Annotated in this window: 21 protein-coding genes; 17 read left to right on the top strand and 4 right to left on the bottom strand. The window is 68.0% G+C overall.

Features of this window, described 5'->3' with window-relative positions:
• Positions 1 to 45: 45 nt before the first annotated feature.
• The 7 genes from B7D75_RS17590 to B7D75_RS17560 all read left to right on the top strand — a co-directional run bounded on the left by B7D75_RS17590 (position 46) and on the right by B7D75_RS17560 (position 5,713).
• Positions 46 to 1,152 (top strand): protein-glutamate methylesterase/protein-glutamine glutaminase, encoded by a 1,107-nt coding sequence (locus B7D75_RS17590; RefSeq protein WP_012076403.1) that lies wholly within the window; start codon positions 46 to 48, stop codon positions 1,150 to 1,152.
• Between the two features lie 89 nt (positions 1,153 to 1,241).
• Positions 1,242 to 1,982, top strand: coding sequence for a flagellar motor protein (locus B7D75_RS17585; RefSeq protein ID WP_003153718.1), 741 nt, complete (start codon positions 1,242 to 1,244; stop codon positions 1,980 to 1,982).
• A gap of 12 nt (positions 1,983 to 1,994) precedes the next feature.
• Positions 1,995 to 2,885, top strand: a complete 891-nt coding sequence (motD, locus tag B7D75_RS17580; protein WP_034083073.1) for a flagellar motor protein MotD — start codon at positions 1,995 to 1,997, stop codon at positions 2,883 to 2,885.
• Positions 2,886 to 2,979: 94 nt separating this feature from the next.
• Entirely contained in the window at positions 2,980 to 3,768 is a 789-nt protein-coding gene (locus B7D75_RS17575) for a ParA family protein (protein WP_012076402.1), read from the top strand.
• A 91-nt stretch (positions 3,769 to 3,859) separates the two neighbouring features.
• On the top strand, positions 3,860 to 4,750 hold the full coding sequence (locus B7D75_RS17570) for a CheW domain-containing protein (RefSeq protein WP_012076401.1): 891 nt from the start codon (positions 3,860 to 3,862) through the stop codon (positions 4,748 to 4,750).
• 45 nt (positions 4,751 to 4,795) lie between these two features.
• Positions 4,796 to 5,275: a chemotaxis protein CheW gene (locus B7D75_RS17565; RefSeq protein ID WP_003153723.1), complete on the top strand. Its 480-nt coding sequence runs from the start codon at positions 4,796 to 4,798 to the stop codon at positions 5,273 to 5,275.
• Positions 5,276 to 5,305: 30 nt separating this feature from the next.
• Entirely contained in the window at positions 5,306 to 5,713 is a 408-nt protein-coding gene (locus tag B7D75_RS17560) for a DUF2802 domain-containing protein (RefSeq protein WP_034083072.1), read from the top strand.
• A gap of 27 nt (positions 5,714 to 5,740) precedes the next feature.
• Here B7D75_RS17560 and B7D75_RS17555 read toward each other — a convergent pair whose 3' ends face one another.
• Complete coding sequence (locus B7D75_RS17555; RefSeq protein ID WP_034083070.1) at positions 5,741 to 6,427, bottom strand: glutathione S-transferase family protein; 687 nt, start codon at positions 6,425 to 6,427, stop codon at positions 5,741 to 5,743.
• A gap of 109 nt (positions 6,428 to 6,536) precedes the next feature.
• Here B7D75_RS17555 and B7D75_RS17550 point away from each other — a divergent pair, with 109 nt between their 5' ends.
• From B7D75_RS17550 to B7D75_RS17535, 4 genes are all read left to right on the top strand, one after another.
• Positions 6,537 to 7,508 carry a helix-turn-helix transcriptional regulator gene (locus B7D75_RS17550; protein ID WP_034083068.1) on the top strand — a complete coding sequence of 324 codons (972 nt, stop codon included), beginning with the start codon at positions 6,537 to 6,539 and terminating at the stop codon, positions 7,506 to 7,508.
• Between the two features lie 90 nt (positions 7,509 to 7,598).
• A complete protein-coding gene (locus tag B7D75_RS17545) occupies positions 7,599 to 8,012 on the top strand; it encodes a hypothetical protein (RefSeq protein WP_012076398.1) in 414 nt (137 codons plus the stop codon).
• A 70-nt stretch (positions 8,013 to 8,082) separates the two neighbouring features.
• Positions 8,083 to 8,814 (top strand): polyphenol oxidase family protein, encoded by a 732-nt coding sequence (locus B7D75_RS17540; protein ID WP_107114262.1) that lies wholly within the window; start codon positions 8,083 to 8,085, stop codon positions 8,812 to 8,814.
• 128 nt (positions 8,815 to 8,942) lie between these two features.
• Positions 8,943 to 9,680 carry an SDR family oxidoreductase gene (locus B7D75_RS17535; protein ID WP_043100620.1) on the top strand — a complete coding sequence of 246 codons (738 nt, stop codon included), beginning with the start codon at positions 8,943 to 8,945 and terminating at the stop codon, positions 9,678 to 9,680.
• Between the two features lie 37 nt (positions 9,681 to 9,717).
• Here the strand turns inward: B7D75_RS17535 and B7D75_RS17530 are convergent, their stop codons facing one another.
• The 3 genes from B7D75_RS17530 to fliK form a co-directional block, all read right to left on the bottom strand.
• Positions 9,718 to 10,101, bottom strand: coding sequence for a hypothetical protein (locus tag B7D75_RS17530; RefSeq protein WP_053814172.1), 384 nt, complete (start codon positions 10,099 to 10,101; stop codon positions 9,718 to 9,720).
• 93 nt (positions 10,102 to 10,194) lie between these two features.
• On the bottom strand, positions 10,195 to 10,530 hold the full coding sequence (locus tag B7D75_RS17525; RefSeq protein WP_034082377.1) for an EscU/YscU/HrcU family type III secretion system export apparatus switch protein: 336 nt from the start codon (positions 10,528 to 10,530) through the stop codon (positions 10,195 to 10,197).
• Complete coding sequence (fliK, locus tag B7D75_RS17520) at positions 10,527 to 12,005, bottom strand: flagellar hook-length control protein FliK (RefSeq protein ID WP_079384990.1); 1,479 nt, start codon at positions 12,003 to 12,005, stop codon at positions 10,527 to 10,529. Before fliK ends, B7D75_RS17525 begins: the two co-directional genes overlap by 4 nt.
• A gap of 285 nt (positions 12,006 to 12,290) precedes the next feature.
• Between fliK and ccmA the strand changes: the two genes are divergently transcribed.
• From ccmA to B7D75_RS17490, 6 genes are all read left to right on the top strand, one after another.
• Complete coding sequence (gene ccmA / locus B7D75_RS17515) at positions 12,291 to 12,995, top strand: cytochrome c biogenesis heme-transporting ATPase CcmA (protein WP_034082375.1); 705 nt, start codon at positions 12,291 to 12,293, stop codon at positions 12,993 to 12,995.
• On the top strand, positions 12,992 to 13,663 hold the full coding sequence (ccmB, locus tag B7D75_RS17510) for a heme exporter protein CcmB (RefSeq protein WP_003153734.1): 672 nt from the start codon (positions 12,992 to 12,994) through the stop codon (positions 13,661 to 13,663). The genes ccmA and ccmB overlap by 4 nt, the downstream gene beginning before the upstream one ends.
• Positions 13,664 to 13,784: 121 nt before the next feature.
• On the top strand, positions 13,785 to 14,543 hold the full coding sequence (locus B7D75_RS17505) for a heme ABC transporter permease (protein ID WP_003083135.1): 759 nt from the start codon (positions 13,785 to 13,787) through the stop codon (positions 14,541 to 14,543).
• On the top strand, positions 14,540 to 14,716 hold the full coding sequence (gene ccmD / locus B7D75_RS17500) for a heme exporter protein CcmD (protein ID WP_003083136.1): 177 nt from the start codon (positions 14,540 to 14,542) through the stop codon (positions 14,714 to 14,716). Before B7D75_RS17505 ends, ccmD begins: the two co-directional genes overlap by 4 nt.
• Complete coding sequence (ccmE, locus tag B7D75_RS17495; RefSeq protein WP_012076391.1) at positions 14,713 to 15,201, top strand: cytochrome c maturation protein CcmE; 489 nt, start codon at positions 14,713 to 14,715, stop codon at positions 15,199 to 15,201. The genes ccmD and ccmE overlap by 4 nt, the downstream gene beginning before the upstream one ends.
• Positions 15,202 to 17,175 (top strand): heme lyase CcmF/NrfE family subunit, encoded by a 1,974-nt coding sequence (locus B7D75_RS17490; RefSeq protein WP_034082372.1) that lies wholly within the window; start codon positions 15,202 to 15,204, stop codon positions 17,173 to 17,175.

Below are 17,175 nucleotides of genomic sequence, written 5' to 3'. Positions count from 1 at the left end.
ATGGATTTCCGGCGACGCGGGAGCGTCGCCTTCTGAGGAGTAGCTATGGCAGTCAAAGTCCTGGTGGTGGACGATTCGGGGTTCTTCCGCCGCCGTGTCTCGGAGATTCTCTCGGCCGATGGGCAGATCCAGGTGGTCGGCACCGCCACCAATGGCCGCGAGGCCATCGAGCAGGCGCTGGCCCTGAAACCCGATGTGATCACCATGGATTACGAGATGCCGCTGATGGACGGCATCACCGCGGTGCGCAACATCATGCAGCGCTGCCCGACCCCGGTCCTGATGTTCTCCTCGCTGACCCACGAGGGCGCGCGGGTGACGCTGGACGCGCTGGACGCCGGGGCGGTGGACTACCTGCCGAAGAATTTCGAGGACATCTCGCGCAACCCCGACAAGGTTCGCCAACTGCTTTGCGAGAAGGTCCTGACCATCGCCCGCAGCAACCGCCGCTCGATCAGCCTGCCGCCGTTGCCGTCGAGCCCGGCGGCCAGCCATGCGCCGAGCGCCTCCGCCGGCCTCGGGACGAGCGCCCGGACCGCGGGCTCGGCACCGGCAGCCGCATCGGCGGGCTCCGCCGCGCCGAAGCGCAAGGCCTACCGCCTGGTGGCGATCGGCACTTCCACCGGCGGGCCGGTCGCCCTGCAGCGCGTGCTGACCCAGTTGCCAGCCAATTTCCCGGCGCCGCTGGTGCTGGTCCAGCACATGCCGGCGGCCTTCACCAGGGCCTTTGCCGAGCGCCTCGACAAGCTCTGCCGGATCAACGTCAAGGAGGCCGAGGACGGCGATGTCCTGCGCCCCGGCCTGGCCCTGCTGGCGCCGGGCGGCAAGCAGATGATGATCGACGGTCGCGGCACGGTGCGCATCCTGCCCGGCGATGAGCGCCTGAACTACAAGCCCTGTGTCGACGTGACCTTCGGTTCGGCGGCCAAGGCCTACAACGACAAGGTGCTGGCGGTGGTCCTCACCGGCATGGGCGCCGACGGCCGCGAGGGCGCGCGCCTGCTCAAGCAGGGCGGCAGCCAGGTGTGGGCGCAGGACGAGGCCAGCTGCGTGATCTACGGGATGCCGATGGCCGTGGTCAAGGCCAACCTGGCCGACGCGGTGTACAGCCTCGATGACATCGGCCGGCACCTGGTCGAGGCGTGCCAGTAAGGCGTGGATAGGGGAATGAAGAGAATGCCGTCGATGGCCAGCCGCATGCCGAACAGCGAACGCTCCCGCCAGCCCGGAGGGGCGCGCTGATGGATGTGCTCAGCCTGGTCGGGATCATCCTGGCGTTCGTCGCCATCGTCGGCGGCAACTTCCTCGAGGGTGGCCATGCCGGCGCCCTGCTGAACGGGCCGGCGGCGCTGATCGTGATCGGCGGCACCCTTGCCGCGGCGTTGCTGCAGACCCCGGTGAACGTGCTCAAGCGCGGCCTGGGCATGCTCGGCTGGGTGTTCTTCCCGCCGCGCGAGGATCTCGCCGGCGGCATCGACCGGATCGTCGCCTGGAGCATGACCGCGCGCAAGGAAGGCCTGCTGGGCCTGGAAAGCATCGCCGATGCCGAGGCCGATCCCTACGCGCGCAAGGGCCTGCAATTGCTGGTGGACGGCGCCGAGCCGGAGGTCATCCGCAGCATCCTCGAAGTCGATCTGTTCACCCAGGAGGGCCGCGACCTGCAGGCCGCCAAGGTGTTCGAGAGCATGGGCGGCTATGCGCCGACCATCGGCATCATCGGCGCGGTGATGGGCCTGATCCACGTGATGGGCAACCTGGCCAACCCGGCGCAACTGGGTAGCGGCATCGCCGTGGCCTTCGTCGCCACCATCTATGGCGTCGGCTTCGCCAACCTGCTGCTGTTGCCGATCGGCAACAAGCTGAAGACCCTGGTCCTGCGCCAGTCGCGCTACCGCGAAATGCTCCTGGAGGGCCTGCTGTCCATCGCCGAGGGCGAGAACCCGCGCTCCATCGAGCTGAAGCTGCAAGGCTTCATGGACTGAGCGGAGCCGATCATGCCGCGTCGCCGTCGCCACCATGAAGAACACGAGAACCACGAACGCTGGCTGGTTTCCTATGCCGACTTCATCACCCTGCTGTTCGCCTTCTTCGTGGTGATGTACTCGATTTCCTCGATCAACGAGGGCAAATACAAGATCCTCTCGGAAACCCTCACCGGGGTGTTCAACCAGCCCGATCGCTCGCTGAAGCCGATCCCCATCGGCGAGGAACGCCCGCGCACCACCGAACCGGAACGTACCAGCGTCGAGGAGCAGCCCAGCGACAACGCGGCCAGCGCCGATTCGCTGCAGCAGATCGCCGACAGCGTGCGCGGCGCCTTCGGCGACCTGATCGCCTCCGACCAGTTGAGCGTGCGCGGCAACGAACTGTGGATCGAGATCACCCTCAACTCCAGCCTGCTGTTCCCCAGCGGCGACGCACTGCCCAACGATGCGGCGTTCGGTATCGTCGAGAAGGTCGCCAAGATCCTGGCGCCCTACAAGAACCCCATCCATGTCGAGGGCTTTACCGACGATGTACCGATCCACAGCCAGCGCTATCCCACCAACTGGGAGCTGTCGGCGGCGCGGGCGGCGAGCATCGTCCGCCTGCTCGGCAACGATGGCGTCGAACCGTCGCGGATGGCCGCGGTGGGCTATGGTGAATTCCAGCCGGTGGCGGATAACGCCAGCGCCGCTGGACGGGCGAAGAACCGCCGGGTGGTGCTGGTGATCTCGCGCAACCTGGAGGTGCGGCGCAGCGTCAGCGGTGTCGGCAGCGGCAAGGCGCAGCCGGATTCGGCGTTGCGCCATGCGGGTTCGGCGGCTGGCACGCAAGCTGCAAATACTGGCGGTACGCCGGCGCCCGCGCCGGCAACCGTCAATTCCCCGTCGCCTTCGCCATGAGTGGGCGAAACGTGGTTTCCGTCCGGGCGCCGGGGCCGAACCGGCCAGTAGCGCGGCCCCAACCGGGTAGTCCCATGCCAGGAAGAGTAGAGCAATGAAAGTCTGGGCAGTCGCCAATCAGAAAGGAGGGGTCGGCAAGACCACCTCGTCCATCGCCCTGGCCGGCCTGCTGGCGGATGCCGGCAAGCGCGTGGTCGTGGTCGACCTGGACCCCCACGGCTCGATGACCAGCTATTTCGGCTATGACCCGGACACCCTCGAGCACAGCGCCTTCGACCTGTTCCTGCACCAGGGCAACGTTCCCGAGGGGCTGCCGGCCTCGCTGCTGCGCAGCACCAGCAGCGAACGCATCTCGCTGCTGCCCTCGAGCACCGCGCTGGCGACCCTGGAACGCCAGTCGCCAGGCAAGAGCGGGCTCGGCCTGGTGGTCTCGAAGAGCCTGGCGCAGCTCTGGCAGGACTTCGACCACGCGATCATCGACAGCCCGCCGCTGCTCGGCGTGCTGATGGTCAACGCGCTGGCCGCCAGCCAGCACCTGGTGATCCCGGTGCAGACAGAGTTCCTCGCGGTGAAGGGGCTGGAGCGGATGGTCAACACCCTGGCGATGATCAACCGGTCGCGCAAGCAGGCGTTGCCCTATACCATCGTGCCGACCCTGTTCGACCGGCGGACGCAGGCATCCTTGAGTACCCTGCGGATACTCAACGAGAACTACCCGGACAACCTGTGGCAGGCATTCATTCCCATCGATACCCGCCTGCGCGATGCCAGCCGGGCGGGTGTCACGCCGTCGCAGCATGACGGCAAGAGCCGCGGGGTGATCGCCTATCGCGCCCTGCTCAAGCACCTGCTGGCGCAGCAGCCGGCCACCCGGGTGGCCTGATGACGCGCCGGCGAGCGCGCCGACAGGCGCATTCAAGCCGCACCGGGGTGCGGCCGATAACCGTTGTAGACCCTTGTCGCGGAATACCCACATGAGCGCCGCTACCGCCACCCGTTCGCAACTGGCCTTGCAGTCCTACCTGGACGCGCTGCTCCAGGAGGCCACTTTCGAAGAACTGGAAACGCCCGTCGAGGCGCCGCTCGCGCTCGCGCCGGCACCGGTGACGCCGCTTGCCGTTCCGGTCGTCCCGGTCGAGGCGCCGATCCCGGCGGACCAGACGGTGACAGCGGCGATCGATGAGCATTTCGACGAATTCGAGGCCGCGGTGCTCGAGGAGCAGGTCCGCGATGCGCGCCTGGCGCCACCGGTAGCGCTGCGCGAGGTGCCGGCCCCGGCAGACGGGCTGCCGGTCGAGACCGGCAACCACGAAATCATCGAGCTGCGCGTGCCGAACGCCCCGGCGAGCATGGGCGAAACGCCGTTGCTCGATCTGCCGTTGCTCGACGACGGCCGTCCGGCCTGGGCGGCGGAACCCTTCGAGTGCCTGCTGTTCGACGTCGCCGGGCTGACCCTGGCGGTGCCGCTGGTGTGCCTGGGTTCGATCTATCCGCTGGAGAACCAGGAGCTGACCCCGCTGTTCGGCCAGCCCGACTGGTTCCTCGGCATCCTGCCGTCGCAGGCGGGTAACCTGAAGGTGCTGGACACCGCGCGCTGGGTGATGCCCGAACGCTACCGCGACGATTATCGCGACGGCCTCAAGTACGTTATCTCGGTCCAGGGCTACGAATGGGGTCTGGCGGTGCACCAGGTGAGCCGCTCGATCCGCCTCGACCCGGCCGAGGTGAAATGGCGCAGCCAGCGCAGCCAGAGACCCTGGCTGGCCGGTACGGTCATCGAACACATGTGCGCGCTGCTGGACGTGGCGGCGCTCGCCGAGCTGATCGCCAGCGGCGCCGTCAAGCGCCTGCATGGCGACCGTTGATAGACAGTTTCCGCCGGTTGCGGCGGGTTTCGAGAGGTTAGGGGAATGAGCAAAGCCACCGCGCAAAGTGCCGAAGATCCGATCCTGCAGTGGGTCACCTTCCGCCTGGACAACGAGAGCTACGGCATCAACGTGATGCAGGTCCAGGAGGTGCTGCGCTACACCGAAATCGCCCCGGTGCCGGGGGCGCCGAGCTACGTGCTGGGTATCATCAACCTGCGCGGCAACGTGGTCACGGTGATCGACACCCGCCAGCGCTTCGGCCTGGACCCGGCGCCGATCAGCGACAACACCCGGATCGTGATCATCGAGGCGGACAAGCAGGTGGTCGGCATCCTGGTCGACAGCGTCGCCGAGGTGGTCTACCTGAAGCAGTCGGAGATCGAGACCGCGCCGAACGTCGGCAACGAGGAATCGGCCAAGTTCATCCAGGGCGTCTGCAACAAGAACGGCGAACTGCTGATCCTGGTCGAGCTGGACAAGATGATGACCGAGGAAGAGTGGTCGGAGCTGGGCAGCATCTGATGCGTCCGATCGCTACGAGGGCTCGCTGAGATGGAGATCGTCGCGCTGGCACTGGCGGCCGTCGCCTGCCTCGGCCTGGCGGCGGCGTGCCTGTGGTTGCGCCGCGAGCTGCGCCGGCTGGAAGCCCTGCTGGCGCAGCAGGCGGAACAGGGCGTCGCCCGCGACAGGCGTCTCAAGGAGTTGAGCAAGCGCATCGAGTCCTACCAGCAGGTCAACATCCGCATGGGCGAGGCCTTGCAGGACCTGGGCAAGCAGCTGGCGCCGCTGCCCGACCGGGTCGCCCGCCTGGAGCAGCGCGATCCCACCACGCTGTCGTTCAGCCAGGCCGCGCGCCTGGTCGGGCTAGGCGCCAGCGCCGAGGACCTGACCCAGGCCTGCGGTCTCTCGCAGGCCGAAGCCGAACTGGTGGCGCGCCTGCACGAAGCCAGGGACAAGTGAAGGCCATCCGGCCTTCATCGCGCCGTTTCAGGCGAGCAGCCGGCTCGCCACGTCTTCCAGCGCAACCTCACCCCTGAACTCTCCGCTGCTTTGCGCAGGCAGCCCGTCCTCGATGGCATGGGCGAAGCGTACGGCGGGGTCCTGCTCCAGTTTCTCCAGGTGCCGGTGCAGCCGCGGGAAGTCGCTTGCCAGGTCGAAGTAGCCCAGTTCCCGGCCCCAGCGCGCGGTACCGGCCAGGTAGGCGTCGGCGACGCTCGGTCCTTCGCCGGCCAGCCACTTGCGTTCGCCGAGCAGGCTTTCGACCCGCCCGTAGGCCCGCGCGGCGCGAGCCAGCGCGCCGGCCTGGGCGGTCTGCCCGGCGCCGGCGAGGTAGAACAGCGCGCCCCAGGCCGAATGGCATTCGGTATGCAGCAGGGCGAGGACGAAGTTCAACTCGTCGAACTCGGCGCTGCCCTGCGGATAGCCCAGCTTCCTGCACAGGTCGCGCGCCGCCAGGTGCTGGAGAATCGCCAGGCTCTCGTTGAGTACGCGGCCGTCCTCCAGCAGCAGCGCCGGTGTCTGTCGCGCCGGGTTCAGGCGCACGTAGGTGCGCTCTTCGGCATCCACCGGCATCTCGATCCGGCACAGGCGGTAGGGTCGCCCCAGCCATTCGAGGGCGACGATCGAACCAAAGGAGCAGCCGTGGGGTACGCCATAAAACAGTACAGGTTCCATTTTCCATCTCCGTTCAGGTAACGCACGGCGCGTATCGCGACCGTCCTGAACACAGGGTAGGGGCTATATAGGCTATATTCGGTCCTGATTTATTCGACGGAAGAAAAAAATGTCCAGGCCCACCGTGCGCGTGCTCGCCCTGCTCGAACTGCTGCAGAGCCATGGCCAGCTCAGCGGCAGCGAGCTGGCCCGACGCCTGGAGGTGGATGGCCGGACTCTGCGGCGCTACATCGTCGCCCTGGAAGAACTGGGCATCCCGATCGCCAGCGAGCGCGGACGCCATGGCGGCTACCGGCTGGTGGCGGGTTTCAAGCTGCCACCGTTGATGTTCAGTGCCGAAGAAACCCTGGCCGTCTCCCTCGGCTTGCTGGCGGTGCGCGGCCTCGGCCTGGGGGAGAGCGAACTCGCCCTGGAAAGCGCCCAGGCCAAGCTGCGCCGGGTGATGCCCGACGCCTTGCGACGGCGCCTGGGCGCGCTCAGCGAAACGGCCAGCCTGGACATCGCCCGCAGCCGCGGGGTCGCCAGCGTGTCGGCGCTGGCAACCCTGGCCGAGGCTGCCCAGACCCGCTCGCGGGTCGAGTTCCGTTACCAGGGACCGCAGGCTGGCGCGACTTTCCGCCAGCTCGATCCCTATGGCCTGGCCTATCGCAATGGTTGCTGGTACGTGAGCGGTTTCTGCCATCTGCGCCAGGAGCTGCGCTCGTTCCGCCTCGACCGGCTGGACCGCCTGCGCCTGCTGGCGGAGCGCTTCGAGCGTCCGGCGGACTTCGATACCCTTCGCCATCTGCGGGAAAGCCTCGCCCGGGTGCCACGTGCCTATCCCCTGGAAATCATCCTGCGGGCCGATCCGGAGCGGGTCATAACGGCGTTCGGCGAGCCGCTCGGCCTGCTTTCGGAGGAGGAGGACGGCGCCACGCTGTTGCGTGCCCGCACCGACGACCTGGACTGGTTCGCCCGCCGCCTGTGCGGCCTGCCCTTCGGGTTCGAGATCAGGCAGCCGGTGGAGCTGCGCGAGGCGCTGCGGCGGCACCTCGAGCGGCTCCTGCAGGAACTGGCAGGGGCAGCTTCGGATCACAGGTAGGCATTTAGAGGAAAAATCCTATTAATTGTGCGCCACCCGCTTCCTAGAATCGATGCCGGTCAATGAGCACGTTTCCAGGAGGCCACACGGATGCCTGCAATACCCCGGCGCGCCATGGTGCTGTGCGCCAACCCCGGCCGTCTGCTCAGGTACGGAGCGCTGTTCAACTGCTGCGGCTATTTCCACCTGAGCCTGTGCCTGGACCAGCAGGAGCTGCGCCGCTCGCTGGATCAGGGTTTTCCATACGACTACTTTCTCCATGACGGTTTCCGTCTCGACCCGGCCTGCAAGAGCACCCTGGCGATGCTTGGGCGCAGTGGCAAGGTCGAACGCTTCCTGCTGGTGGGGGAACTCGACTGCCGGGAGAAGCGCCTGCTGTTCGAGTGGTCCACCGGGCATAACCTGAGCATCCGCTCCCTGTCCGACCGGCCCCTGGGTCATGCCGCGCTGGCGGCGCTGATGGCCCGCGATCGCAGTGGCCTGGACCTGCGCGGCATCGCGTGAGCGCTGTAGGTGGGAAGGTGACGCTCATTGCGCTATGGTCGAGGCCCAACCTTCCGCAGCGAGGCGTCGCATGTCCGTCCAGGCCCGGATCCTCAAGTCGATCGACACCATCGACCATGCCTTCCTGCCGGCGGGCGAGGCGCTTTCCGAGCGGGTGTTCCGGTGCCGGCAGGTGCATGGCGCCGGCATCGTCGAGGCGCGTTCGCTGGAGGAGTCGGGACGGCATGCCGCCGATGGCGTGTTCAGCGAGGGACCGCTGGCGGTCGCGGTGGTGACCGCGGACTGCCTGCCGATCCTCATGAGCAGCGCCGATGGGCGCCTGGTCGCGGCCCTGCATGGTGGCTGGCAAGGCCTGGTCGCCGGCATCGTCGGCGCGGCGGTGGCCCGCTTCAACGCCCGGGGTGTGGCCAGCGCGGACCTCCGGGTCGCCATCGGTCCCGGTATCAGGGCCTGCTGCTACGAGGTGGGTTCCGACTTCACCGAGGCGTTGCAGGTGCGTCACGGCGGACTCTGGATCGACGCGCAGCGGCCCTGGAGCCATTCTCGCCCGCTTCCCGAAAGGGCGCCCCGGTTCGACCCGCCCGAGCCAAGACAGGCGGGGCGGGGCGCCTGGTTCGACCTGGCGATGTTCTGTCGCCAGTTGTTCCGGGCCGCTGGCGTCGATCCGGCACAGATCGAGGCCAGCACCTTCTGTACCTACTGCTCCGGGGATACCTTCGCCAGCCACCGTCGACGCCAGCGCCTGGGCGAGGAGAAATGCCAGCAGTACGCCTGGATCGGGCGCAAGAGCGACGCTGGCTGATGGCGATATTGTTCGTGGTTCCTGGATGGTCATGGCGCAACGATGCGGTTTATCCGGCCTGGACCTGCTTCTAGACTGTTGCCAACGATTCGTGGCCGTCGCCGCGTGCATTCCAGGAGAGTCCCGCCATGCCTGACATCATCCAAGCCGCCGTCGTCACCGGCGCCTCCCGCGGCATCGGTCGCGCCATCGCCCGGCGGCTGGCCGCCGACGGCTTCGCGGTCGCGGTCAACTATGCCGGCAACCAGGCCAAGGCCGACGAGGTCGTGGCCGAAATCGTCGCCGCCGGCGGCGCGGCCATCGCCGTGCAGGGCGACGTGGCCAGCCCGGAGGACATGGACAAGCTGTTCGAAGCCACCAGGGGCGCCTTCGGCCGCATCGACGTGGTGGTCAACAGCGCCGGCGTGATGCCCTACCTGAAGATCGCCGATGGCGACCTGGAGGGCTTCGACCGGGTGATCCGCACCAACCTGCGCGGCGCCTTCATCGTCCTCGGGCTGGCTGCCCGGCATGTCGAGCGCGGCGGGCGGATCATCGCCCTGTCCACCAGCGTGATCGCCCGGGCTCTGCCCAGCTACGGTCCGTACATCGCTTCCAAGTCCGCCGTCGAGGGTCTGGTGCACGTGCTGGCCAACGAGTTGCGTGGCCAGGACATCAGGGTGAACGCGGTGGCGCCCGGCCCGGTGGCCACCGAGCTGTTCTTCGACGGCAAGAGCGCCGAGCAGATCGACCAGATCGCCCGGCTGGCGCCACTGGAGCGCCTCGGCGAACCGGACGAGATCGCCGCGGCGGTGTCGTTCCTGGCCGGGCCGGATGGCGCCTGGGTCAATTCCCAGGTGGTCAGGGTCAATGGCGGGTTCGCCTGAGTCTCGGGCTGCCGGTCGAAGGTTTCAGTCTTGACGTCTAGCGGCTCTTCTCGCCGCTGTCCGCCTGACGCGAGTCGGCGTCGCGCCTGCGCCAATAGTCGTCCTCATCGGTCTGGCGCTCGCTCAGGCGTTTCCCGCTGCGTGCGTCGAACTCCAAGATCCAGAAGGTGGCAGGCTCGTTCTGGTCGTCGCGAAGGTAGCTTCGGTAGGTGAAGCGGTTCCCATCCCGAATCAGGACTACCCGGTCGATAGCCCCCTCGTGATGGCGTACCTTGGCTTGCCGATTGACGCGGAATTCCGGGGTCAGGCGGTGCCGATCGATGACCGCATCCTTTTCCCCGTCGCCGAGAATGGCCGGGCTGGCCTGGGCATGGCTGATAAGCAGCAGGGCGGCGGTGGAGAGGGTTCTTGGCGAGCGCATGGGAAGGCCTGCGAAGTGTGGACGGGTTGTGCTGGGACAGCTCCCGTGATGTCTGGTTCCGGCATTTCGGCTCCGACCTGTAGCGGGCTTCGTTCAGTCGTCCGGACCTGCCAGCAGCAACGGCATGGACTGCGTCGTGGCGGATGGGTCGGGTTCCGTCGGGCACTTGCCCTTGAGGTGCCAGGCGAACGCGATGATCTCGGCGATGGTGCGATACAGCGCTTCCGGAATGGCGTCGCCGAGCTCCAGGCGGGCGAGCAGGCGGACCAGTTCGGCGTTCTCGTAGATCGGCACCTCGTAGTCGCGGGCGATGGCCAGGATCGCCTCGGCCAGTTCGGCGTCGCCCTTGGCGGAAAGGGTCGGCGCGGCCTGGCCGTCGTAGCTCAGGGCGATGGCCTGGCGCGGGGCGGGCGGCTGTTTTCTGCTCATGCGGTTTCGTCTACCCAGCGTTGTTCGATGGTCGCCCGCGGCCCCTGGGGCGGGCGGCCGCGCTGGCAGGTGATCTCGCCAACGGTCAGGCCGGCATCGCGCAGGCGCTGGCGCAGATGGCCGAGTTCATGCTCGACCAGCCGGGCGGTCGCGTCGCGCTCGGCCCACAGCTGGCTGGACAGGCTGCCGCGCAGCAGGGTGGCCTGGGCGTGCAGCGGTCCCAGTGGCTCGAGGTCGAAGGCCAGTTCGACGCGCCAGAGGCTTTCGCGGGCTTCTTCGCCGGTCTTGCGCTGTTCTTCCTGGAACTTCACCTGCAATGGCACCACCGAATGTTGGTGGCGCATCGGCACCTCCATCTGCCAGGTGGCCAACTGGGTGCCGTCGGGCAGTGTGCTGGTCTGCGCCAGGCTCGACAGCTGGTGGGTCTGCAGGCGGGAAATCGCCGCGGCGGCAAGGCGCAGCAGCGACTCCAGCTCCATGTCCTCGTCGAATAGCTGGAGAACCTTGCTCGGCAGGGGAAAGTTCAGCGCCTGGGTCTTGTTGGCGCTTTGTCCCAGGTTGCCCAGGGCGTTGCGGACGAAGGCCGGCAGCGCCTGGGCCAGGTTCGGCGTGTTGCCGGCGAACATGCCCGGCGCCTGTGCGGCGGCCTGCGGCAGCGGCGCGAGCTGGGCGAACAGGCGCAGCAGGTTGGCCTTCAGGTCCTGGCCGAGATGGTCGGTGGCGCCCTGCATCAGGCGCGCCTCGAGGAACAGTCCGCTCTGCTGCAGGGCCTGGCCGAGCAGCTTGGCGTCGCCCATTTTCTGCGCGTCCGGCAGGCCGGCGAAGAGGCGCTCCACGGCCTGGCGCAGATTGTCCGGCAAATCGTTGCGACCGGCCAGTCCGTGCAGGCCGGCGAACAGGCCTTCCAGGGAAGCCTGGCGGACATTCTGCCCGGCCAGTTGCTGGCCCAGCGCGAGTTGGTCGAGGCGTCCGCTGAGCGGCAGGAAGTCGATCTGCTGGCTGTTCCGCACCAGCGCCGTGAGCAGGCTGCCGACCGGCAGCGCCTGGGGCGAGTCGAGGCTCAGCTTGCTGCCGGCGAGCGGGGTGTTGAGCAGGTTCAGCAGGACCCGGTAGACCACCTGCTGGGCCTTGTCAGGCGGCAGCGCGGTACTGGACAGGACCTTGCCCTGGAGCAGGGTGCCGGGCGGCAGTTGCTCCAGATCGAGGCTGGTCAGCGGGCCGGCGCCGGCCATGCTGTCGAGCAGGGTGGCGACCACGCTGGCATTGCTGGTGGCGCTGACGTTGAGCAGGTTGCCCGGCACCAGCGGCCGGTTGCTCTGCACTTCCACCAGGCTCTGCCCGCTGTTCGCCAGGGTGAGCTTGAGCAGGACCTGGAAATTGTTCGCCAGGCCTTCCTTGACCGCCAGCACCTCGGCCTTGCCCGAATCGCCTTCGCCCAGCAGGCCGGCCAGGGTCTGCACCAGCTTCAGGGTCATCTCGGCGTCGGCCTGGGCGCTGCCCTGCGATTGCGCCGGCGGCAGAGGGCGCGGGGCGGAAACCGGGGGTAGTGGCGGGGAGGCGCCTATCTCGGCTGGCATGGGTAACAACCTGTCTTAAACGACCCTGCGGAGGCTGGGGAAGGGCGTGTATAATGCCGCGCCTGTCAAACAGGCTGGCCGCGTCGTCACCAGTATAGCGGCCGTGTTTATCCCGACTTTAGGGTCTGTTCCGTGAAGGCCTCCGGCGCCGCGACGAGGAGAGACGCTTGGCGATGTTGTTCGATGTCCGATCCTGCTGAAGTCCCCACTGCCAGCCCCTTGCTGGAAACCCTCGGGCTCGCCTGCGAGCGCGACTGGCGCATGCTGTTCGAGCGCCTCGACCTGCGCCTGGCGGCCGGCGAGATGCTACAGGTGGTCGGACCGAACGGCAGCGGCAAGACCAGCCTGCTGCGCCTGCTGTCCGGGCTGATGCAGCCGACCGCCGGGGAAGTCCGCCTGAACGGCCGGCCGCTTGCCGAACAGCGCGGCGAACTGGCCCGCAGCCTGCTGTGGATCGGCCATGCGGCGGGCATCAAGGGCCTGCTCAGCGCCGAGGAGAACCTCACCTGGCTCTGTGCGCTGCACCAGCCGGCCAGCCGCGAGGCGATCTGGCGGGCCCTGGCCGACGTCGGCCTGCGCGGCTTCGAGGACGTCCCCTGCCACACCCTTTCCGCCGGCCAGCAACGTCGCGTGGCGCTGGCCCGCCTGTACCTGGACGCACCGCCCTTGTGGATCCTCGATGAACCCTTCACCGCCCTCGACAAGCAGGGCGTGGCGCAACTCGAAGCGCACCTGGCCGGGCACTGCCAGCGCGGCGGGATGGTGGTGCTGACCACCCACCACAGCTTGCAGCAGGTGCCCGCCGGCTATCGCGAACTGGACCTCGGCGCGCTCAAGGCGGCCGGCGGTGCGACGGGCGAGCCGGTGCTGGCGGGCGATCCGGCATGAGCAACGTCTTCAGCCTGCTCCTGGCGCGCGAGGCGCGCCTGCTGTTCCGCCGTCCGGCGGAGCTGGCCAACCCGCTGGTGTTCTTCGCCATCGTCATCGCCCTGTTCCCCCTGGCGGTCGGGCCGGAGAGCCAATTGCTACAAACCTTGTCGCCCGGCCTGGTCTGGGTGGCGGCGCTATTGGCCGTGCTGCTCTCGCTGGAAGGGCTGTTCCGCAGCGATTTCGAGGACGGATCTCTGGAGCAGTGGGTCCTTTCGCCGCACCCCCTGGCTCTTCTGGTGCTGGCCAAGGTACTGGCACACTGGCTGTTCTCCGGGCTGGCCCTGGTCCTGATGTCGCCGCTGTTCGCGCTGATGCTGGGCCTGCCGGCCCGTTGCATACCGGTGCTGCTGCTCTCCCTGCTGCTCGGTACGCCGGTGCTGAGCCTGCTCGGCGCCGTCGGCGCGGCCTTGACCGTGGGCCTCAAGCGCGGCGGCCTGTTGCTGGCGCTGTTGATCCTGCCGCTGTACATCCCGGTGTTGATCCTCGGCAGCGGGGCGCTGCAGGCCTCCCTCCAGGGCCTGCCCGGCAGCGGACATTTGTTGTGGCTGGCGAGCCTGGCGGCGCTAGCATTGACACTCACGCCATTCGCCATCGCTGCCGGCCTGAAGATCAGCGTAGGCGAATGAGTCCACCCGCCAAGGCATCGGCGGGGGTGCGGTACCGGGCGGCTGCGTCGCCCGCGCTTGACCCGGGTTGGCAGCGCAAGGCCTTCCCGGTATTTCCAAAGAGCCCTGTAAACAGAGCCTGATGATGAATTGGACATGGTTTCACAAGCTTGGGTCGCCCAAGTGGTTCTACGAGATCAGCGGCCGCTGGCTGCCCTGGTTCGCCGTGGCGGCGGCGCTGCTGATCGTCACCGGCTGCGTCTGGGGGCTGGCCTTCGCGCCGCCGGACTACCAGCAGGGCAACAGCTTCCGCATCATCTATATCCATGTGCCGGCGGCGTTCCTCGCCCAGTCCTGCTACGTCATGCTGGCCGTGGCCGGTGCCGTCGGGCTGATCTGGAAGATGAAGATCGCCGACGTGGCGGTGCAGTGCGCCGCGCCGATCGGCGCCTGGATGACCTTCGTCGCGCTGCTCACCGGGGCCGTCTGGGGCAAGCCGACCTGGGGCGCCTGGTGGGTCTGGGACGCGCGCCTGACGGCGATGCTGATCCTGCTTTTCCTCTATTTCGGCATCATCGCCCTCGGCCAGGCGATCAGTAACCGCGACAGCGCGGCCAAGGCCTGCGCGGTGCTGGCCATCGTCGGCGTGGTGAACATCCCGATCATCAAATACTCGGTGGAGTGGTGGAACACCCTGCACCAGCCGGCCACCTTCACCATCACCGAGAAGCCGGCGATGCCGGTGGAGATGTGGCTGCCGCTGCTGATCATGGTCCTCGGCTTCTACTGCTTCTTCGCCGCCATGCTGCTGGTGCGCATGCGCCTGGAAGTGCTCAAGCGCGAATCCCGCACCGCCTGGGCGAAGGCCGAGGTGAAGGCCCTGGTGGAGAAGGCAAGATGAGTTTCGAATCGTTCGGCGACTTCCTCGCCATGGGCCACCACGGCCCCTACGTCTGGTCGGCCTATGGCATCAGCCTCTTGGTGCTGGCGATCAATGTCGCCGAGCCGCTGCTGGCCCGGCGTCGCTACCTGCAAGAAGAGGCGCGTCGCCTGCGCCGGGAGGCCCAGCAGTGAATCCGGTGCGCAAGAAACGTCTGATCATAGTCCTCGCCATCCTGGTGGGCGTCGGTGCCGCGGTGGGCCTGGCGCTGTCGGCCCTGCAGCAGAACATCAACCTGTTCTACACCCCGACCCAGATCGCCAACGGCGAGGCGCCGACCGACACCCGCATCCGCGCCGGCGGCCTGGTGGAGAAGGGCTCGCTGCAACGCAGCGCGGACTCGCTGAACGTGCGCTTCGTGGTCACCGACGGCGCGAAGGAAGTGACCATCGCCTACCATGGCATCCTTCCCGACCTGTTCCGCGAAGGGCAGGGCATCGTCGCCCTCGGCAAGCTGGGCGGCGACGGCGTGCTGGTGGCCGACGAAGTGCTGGCCAAGCACGACGAGAACTACATGCCGCCGGAAGTCACCAAGGCGCTCAAGGACAGCGGCCAACTGAAGCACTACGAGAATGGCAAGGCCGCCGGCGAGACCTCGTACAACCAGGAGGGCAAATAGATGATTCCCGAACTCGGCCACCTGGCCCTGATCCTCGCCCTCTGCCTGGCCCTGGTGCAGTCCAGCCTGCCGCTGGTCGGCGCCTGGCGCGGCGATCGCCAGTGGATGAGCCTGGCGCGCCCGGCGGCCTGGGGGCAGTTCGCCTTCCTCGCCTTCGCCTTCGGCTGCCTGACCTGGGCCTTCCTGCGCGATGACTTCTCGGTGGCCTACGTCGCCGGCAACTCCAACAGCGCGCTGCCCTGGTACTACAAGTTCAGCGCCGTCTGGGGCGCCCACGAAGGCTCGCTGCTGCTCTGGGCACTGATCCTCGGCGGCTGGACCTTCGCCGTGTCGATCTTCTCCCGGCAACTGCCGGAGGTGATGCTGGCCCGCGTGCTGGCGGTGATGGGGATGATCAGCACCGGCTTCCTGCTGTTCCTGATCGTCACCTCCAACCCCTTCAGCCGCCTGCTGCCGCAGACGCCGATGGACGGCAACGACCTCAACCCGCTGCTGCAGGACGTCGGCCTGATCGTCCATCCGCCGATGCTCTACATGGGCTACGTCGGCTTCTCGGTCGCCTTCGCCTTCGCCATCGCCGCGCTGCTCGGCGGCCGCCTCGACGCCGCCTGGGCGCGCTGGTCGCGGCCCTGGACCCTGGTGGCCTGGGCCTTCCTCGGCGTCGGCATCGTGCTCGGTTCCTGGTGGGCCTACTACGAACTGGGCTGGGGCGGCTGGTGGTTCTGGGATCCGGTGGAGAACGCCTCGTTCATGCCCTGGCTGGTCGGCACCGCGCTGATCCACTCGCTGGCGGTGACCGAGAAGCGCGGCGTGTTCAAGAGCTGGACCGTGCTGCTGGCGATCGCCGCCTTCTCCCTGAGCCTGCTGGGCACCTTCCTGGTCCGCTCCGGGGTGCTCACCTCGGTGCACGCCTTCGCCTCCGACCCGGAGCGCGGGGTGTTCATCCTGGCCTTCCTGCTGCTGGTGGTCGGCGGCTCGCTGACCCTGTTCGCCCTGCGCGCGCCGGTGGTCAAGAGCCAGGTCGGCTTCGCCCTGTGGTCGCGCGAGACCCTGCTGCTGCTGAACAACCTGGTGCTGGTGGTGGCGGCCTCGATGATCCTCCTCGGGACCCTCTACCCGCTGCTGCTCGACGCACTCAGCGGCGCCAAGCTGTCGGTCGGCCCGCCGTACTTCAACGCCATGTTCCTGCCGCTGATGGCTGCGCTGATGGCGGCCCTGGCGGTCGGTGTGCTGGTGCGCTGGAAGGACACCCCGAGCCGCTGGCTGCTCGGCATGCTGACCCCGGTGCTGGTGGCCAGCGCGGTACTCGCGGCGGCCGGCTCGATGCTTTTCGGCGACTTCAACTGGGCGGTGCTGGCGGTGTTCCTGCTGTCCGCCTGGGTGGTCCTGGCCGGCTTCCGCGACTTCCTCGACAAGACCCGCCACAAGGGCGTGCTGGCCGGTGCCCGCAGCCTGACCCGCAGCTACTGGGGCATGCAGCTGGCGCACCTGGGCATCGCCGTGTGCGCCATCGGCATCGTCCTCAGCAGCCAGTACAGCGCCCAGCGTGACCTGCGCATGTCGCCCGGCGACACCGTCGAACTGGGCGGCTACCACTTCCTCTTCGACGGCGCGAAGCACCACGAAGGGCCGAACTACACCTCGGACAAGGGCAGCATCCACGTCAGCCGCGACGGCAAGGAGATCGCCACCCTGCATCCGGAGAAGCGCCTGTACACCGTGCAGAGCTCGATGATGACCGAGGCCGGGATCGACGCCGGCTTCACCCGCGACCTCTACGTGGCGCTCGGCGAGCCGCTGGAGAACGGCGCCTGGGCGGTGCGCGTGCACGTCAAGCCGTTCGTCCGCTGGATCTGGTTCGGTGGCCTGCTGATGGGCCTGGGCGGCGCCCTGGCGGCGCTCGACCGGCGCTACCGGGTGAAGGTGAAAACACGTGTGCGCGAGGCCCTGGGCCTCGCCGGTCAGGGAGCCTGA

The sequence above is a fragment of the Pseudomonas paraeruginosa genome (assembly GCF_003025345.2).
Taxonomy (GTDB): Bacteria; Pseudomonadota; Gammaproteobacteria; order Pseudomonadales; family Pseudomonadaceae; genus Pseudomonas; species Pseudomonas paraeruginosa.
The sequence above is the reverse complement of the archived record's forward strand: the minus strand, read 5'-3'. Positions and strand labels throughout refer to the sequence as shown.

Coding starts and splice junctions, on each gene's coding strand:
- B7D75_RS17535 (WP_043100620.1), top strand. CDS start 8,943: ATGCCTGACATCATCCAAGCCGCCGTCGTCACCGGCGCCTCCCGCGGC.
- B7D75_RS17560 (WP_034083072.1), top strand. CDS start 5,306: ATGGAGATCGTCGCGCTGGCACTGGCGGCCGTCGCCTGCCTCGGCCTG.
- ccmA (WP_034082375.1), top strand. CDS start 12,291: ATGTCCGATCCTGCTGAAGTCCCCACTGCCAGCCCCTTGCTGGAAACC.
- B7D75_RS17550 (WP_034083068.1), top strand. CDS start 6,537: ATGTCCAGGCCCACCGTGCGCGTGCTCGCCCTGCTCGAACTGCTGCAG.
- B7D75_RS17530 (WP_053814172.1), bottom strand. CDS start 10,101: ATGCGCTCGCCAAGAACCCTCTCCACCGCCGCCCTGCTGCTTATCAGC.
- B7D75_RS17575 (WP_012076402.1), top strand. CDS start 2,980: ATGAAAGTCTGGGCAGTCGCCAATCAGAAAGGAGGGGTCGGCAAGACC.
- ccmB (WP_003153734.1), top strand. CDS start 12,992: ATGAGCAACGTCTTCAGCCTGCTCCTGGCGCGCGAGGCGCGCCTGCTG.
- B7D75_RS17545 (WP_012076398.1), top strand. CDS start 7,599: ATGCCTGCAATACCCCGGCGCGCCATGGTGCTGTGCGCCAACCCCGGC.
- B7D75_RS17570 (WP_012076401.1), top strand. CDS start 3,860: ATGAGCGCCGCTACCGCCACCCGTTCGCAACTGGCCTTGCAGTCCTAC.
- B7D75_RS17555 (WP_034083070.1), bottom strand. CDS start 6,427: ATGGAACCTGTACTGTTTTATGGCGTACCCCACGGCTGCTCCTTTGGT.
- B7D75_RS17590 (WP_012076403.1), top strand. CDS start 46: ATGGCAGTCAAAGTCCTGGTGGTGGACGATTCGGGGTTCTTCCGCCGC.
- B7D75_RS17490 (WP_034082372.1), top strand. CDS start 15,202: ATGATTCCCGAACTCGGCCACCTGGCCCTGATCCTCGCCCTCTGCCTG.
- B7D75_RS17505 (WP_003083135.1), top strand. CDS start 13,785: ATGATGAATTGGACATGGTTTCACAAGCTTGGGTCGCCCAAGTGGTTC.
- B7D75_RS17565 (WP_003153723.1), top strand. CDS start 4,796: ATGAGCAAAGCCACCGCGCAAAGTGCCGAAGATCCGATCCTGCAGTGG.
- motD (WP_034083073.1), top strand. CDS start 1,995: ATGCCGCGTCGCCGTCGCCACCATGAAGAACACGAGAACCACGAACGC.
- fliK (WP_079384990.1), bottom strand. CDS start 12,005: ATGACCCTGAAGCTGGTGCAGACCCTGGCCGGCCTGCTGGGCGAAGGC.
- B7D75_RS17525 (WP_034082377.1), bottom strand. CDS start 10,530: ATGAGCAGAAAACAGCCGCCCGCCCCGCGCCAGGCCATCGCCCTGAGC.
- B7D75_RS17540 (WP_107114262.1), top strand. CDS start 8,083: ATGTCCGTCCAGGCCCGGATCCTCAAGTCGATCGACACCATCGACCAT.
- ccmD (WP_003083136.1), top strand. CDS start 14,540: ATGAGTTTCGAATCGTTCGGCGACTTCCTCGCCATGGGCCACCACGGC.
- B7D75_RS17585 (WP_003153718.1), top strand. CDS start 1,242: ATGGATGTGCTCAGCCTGGTCGGGATCATCCTGGCGTTCGTCGCCATC.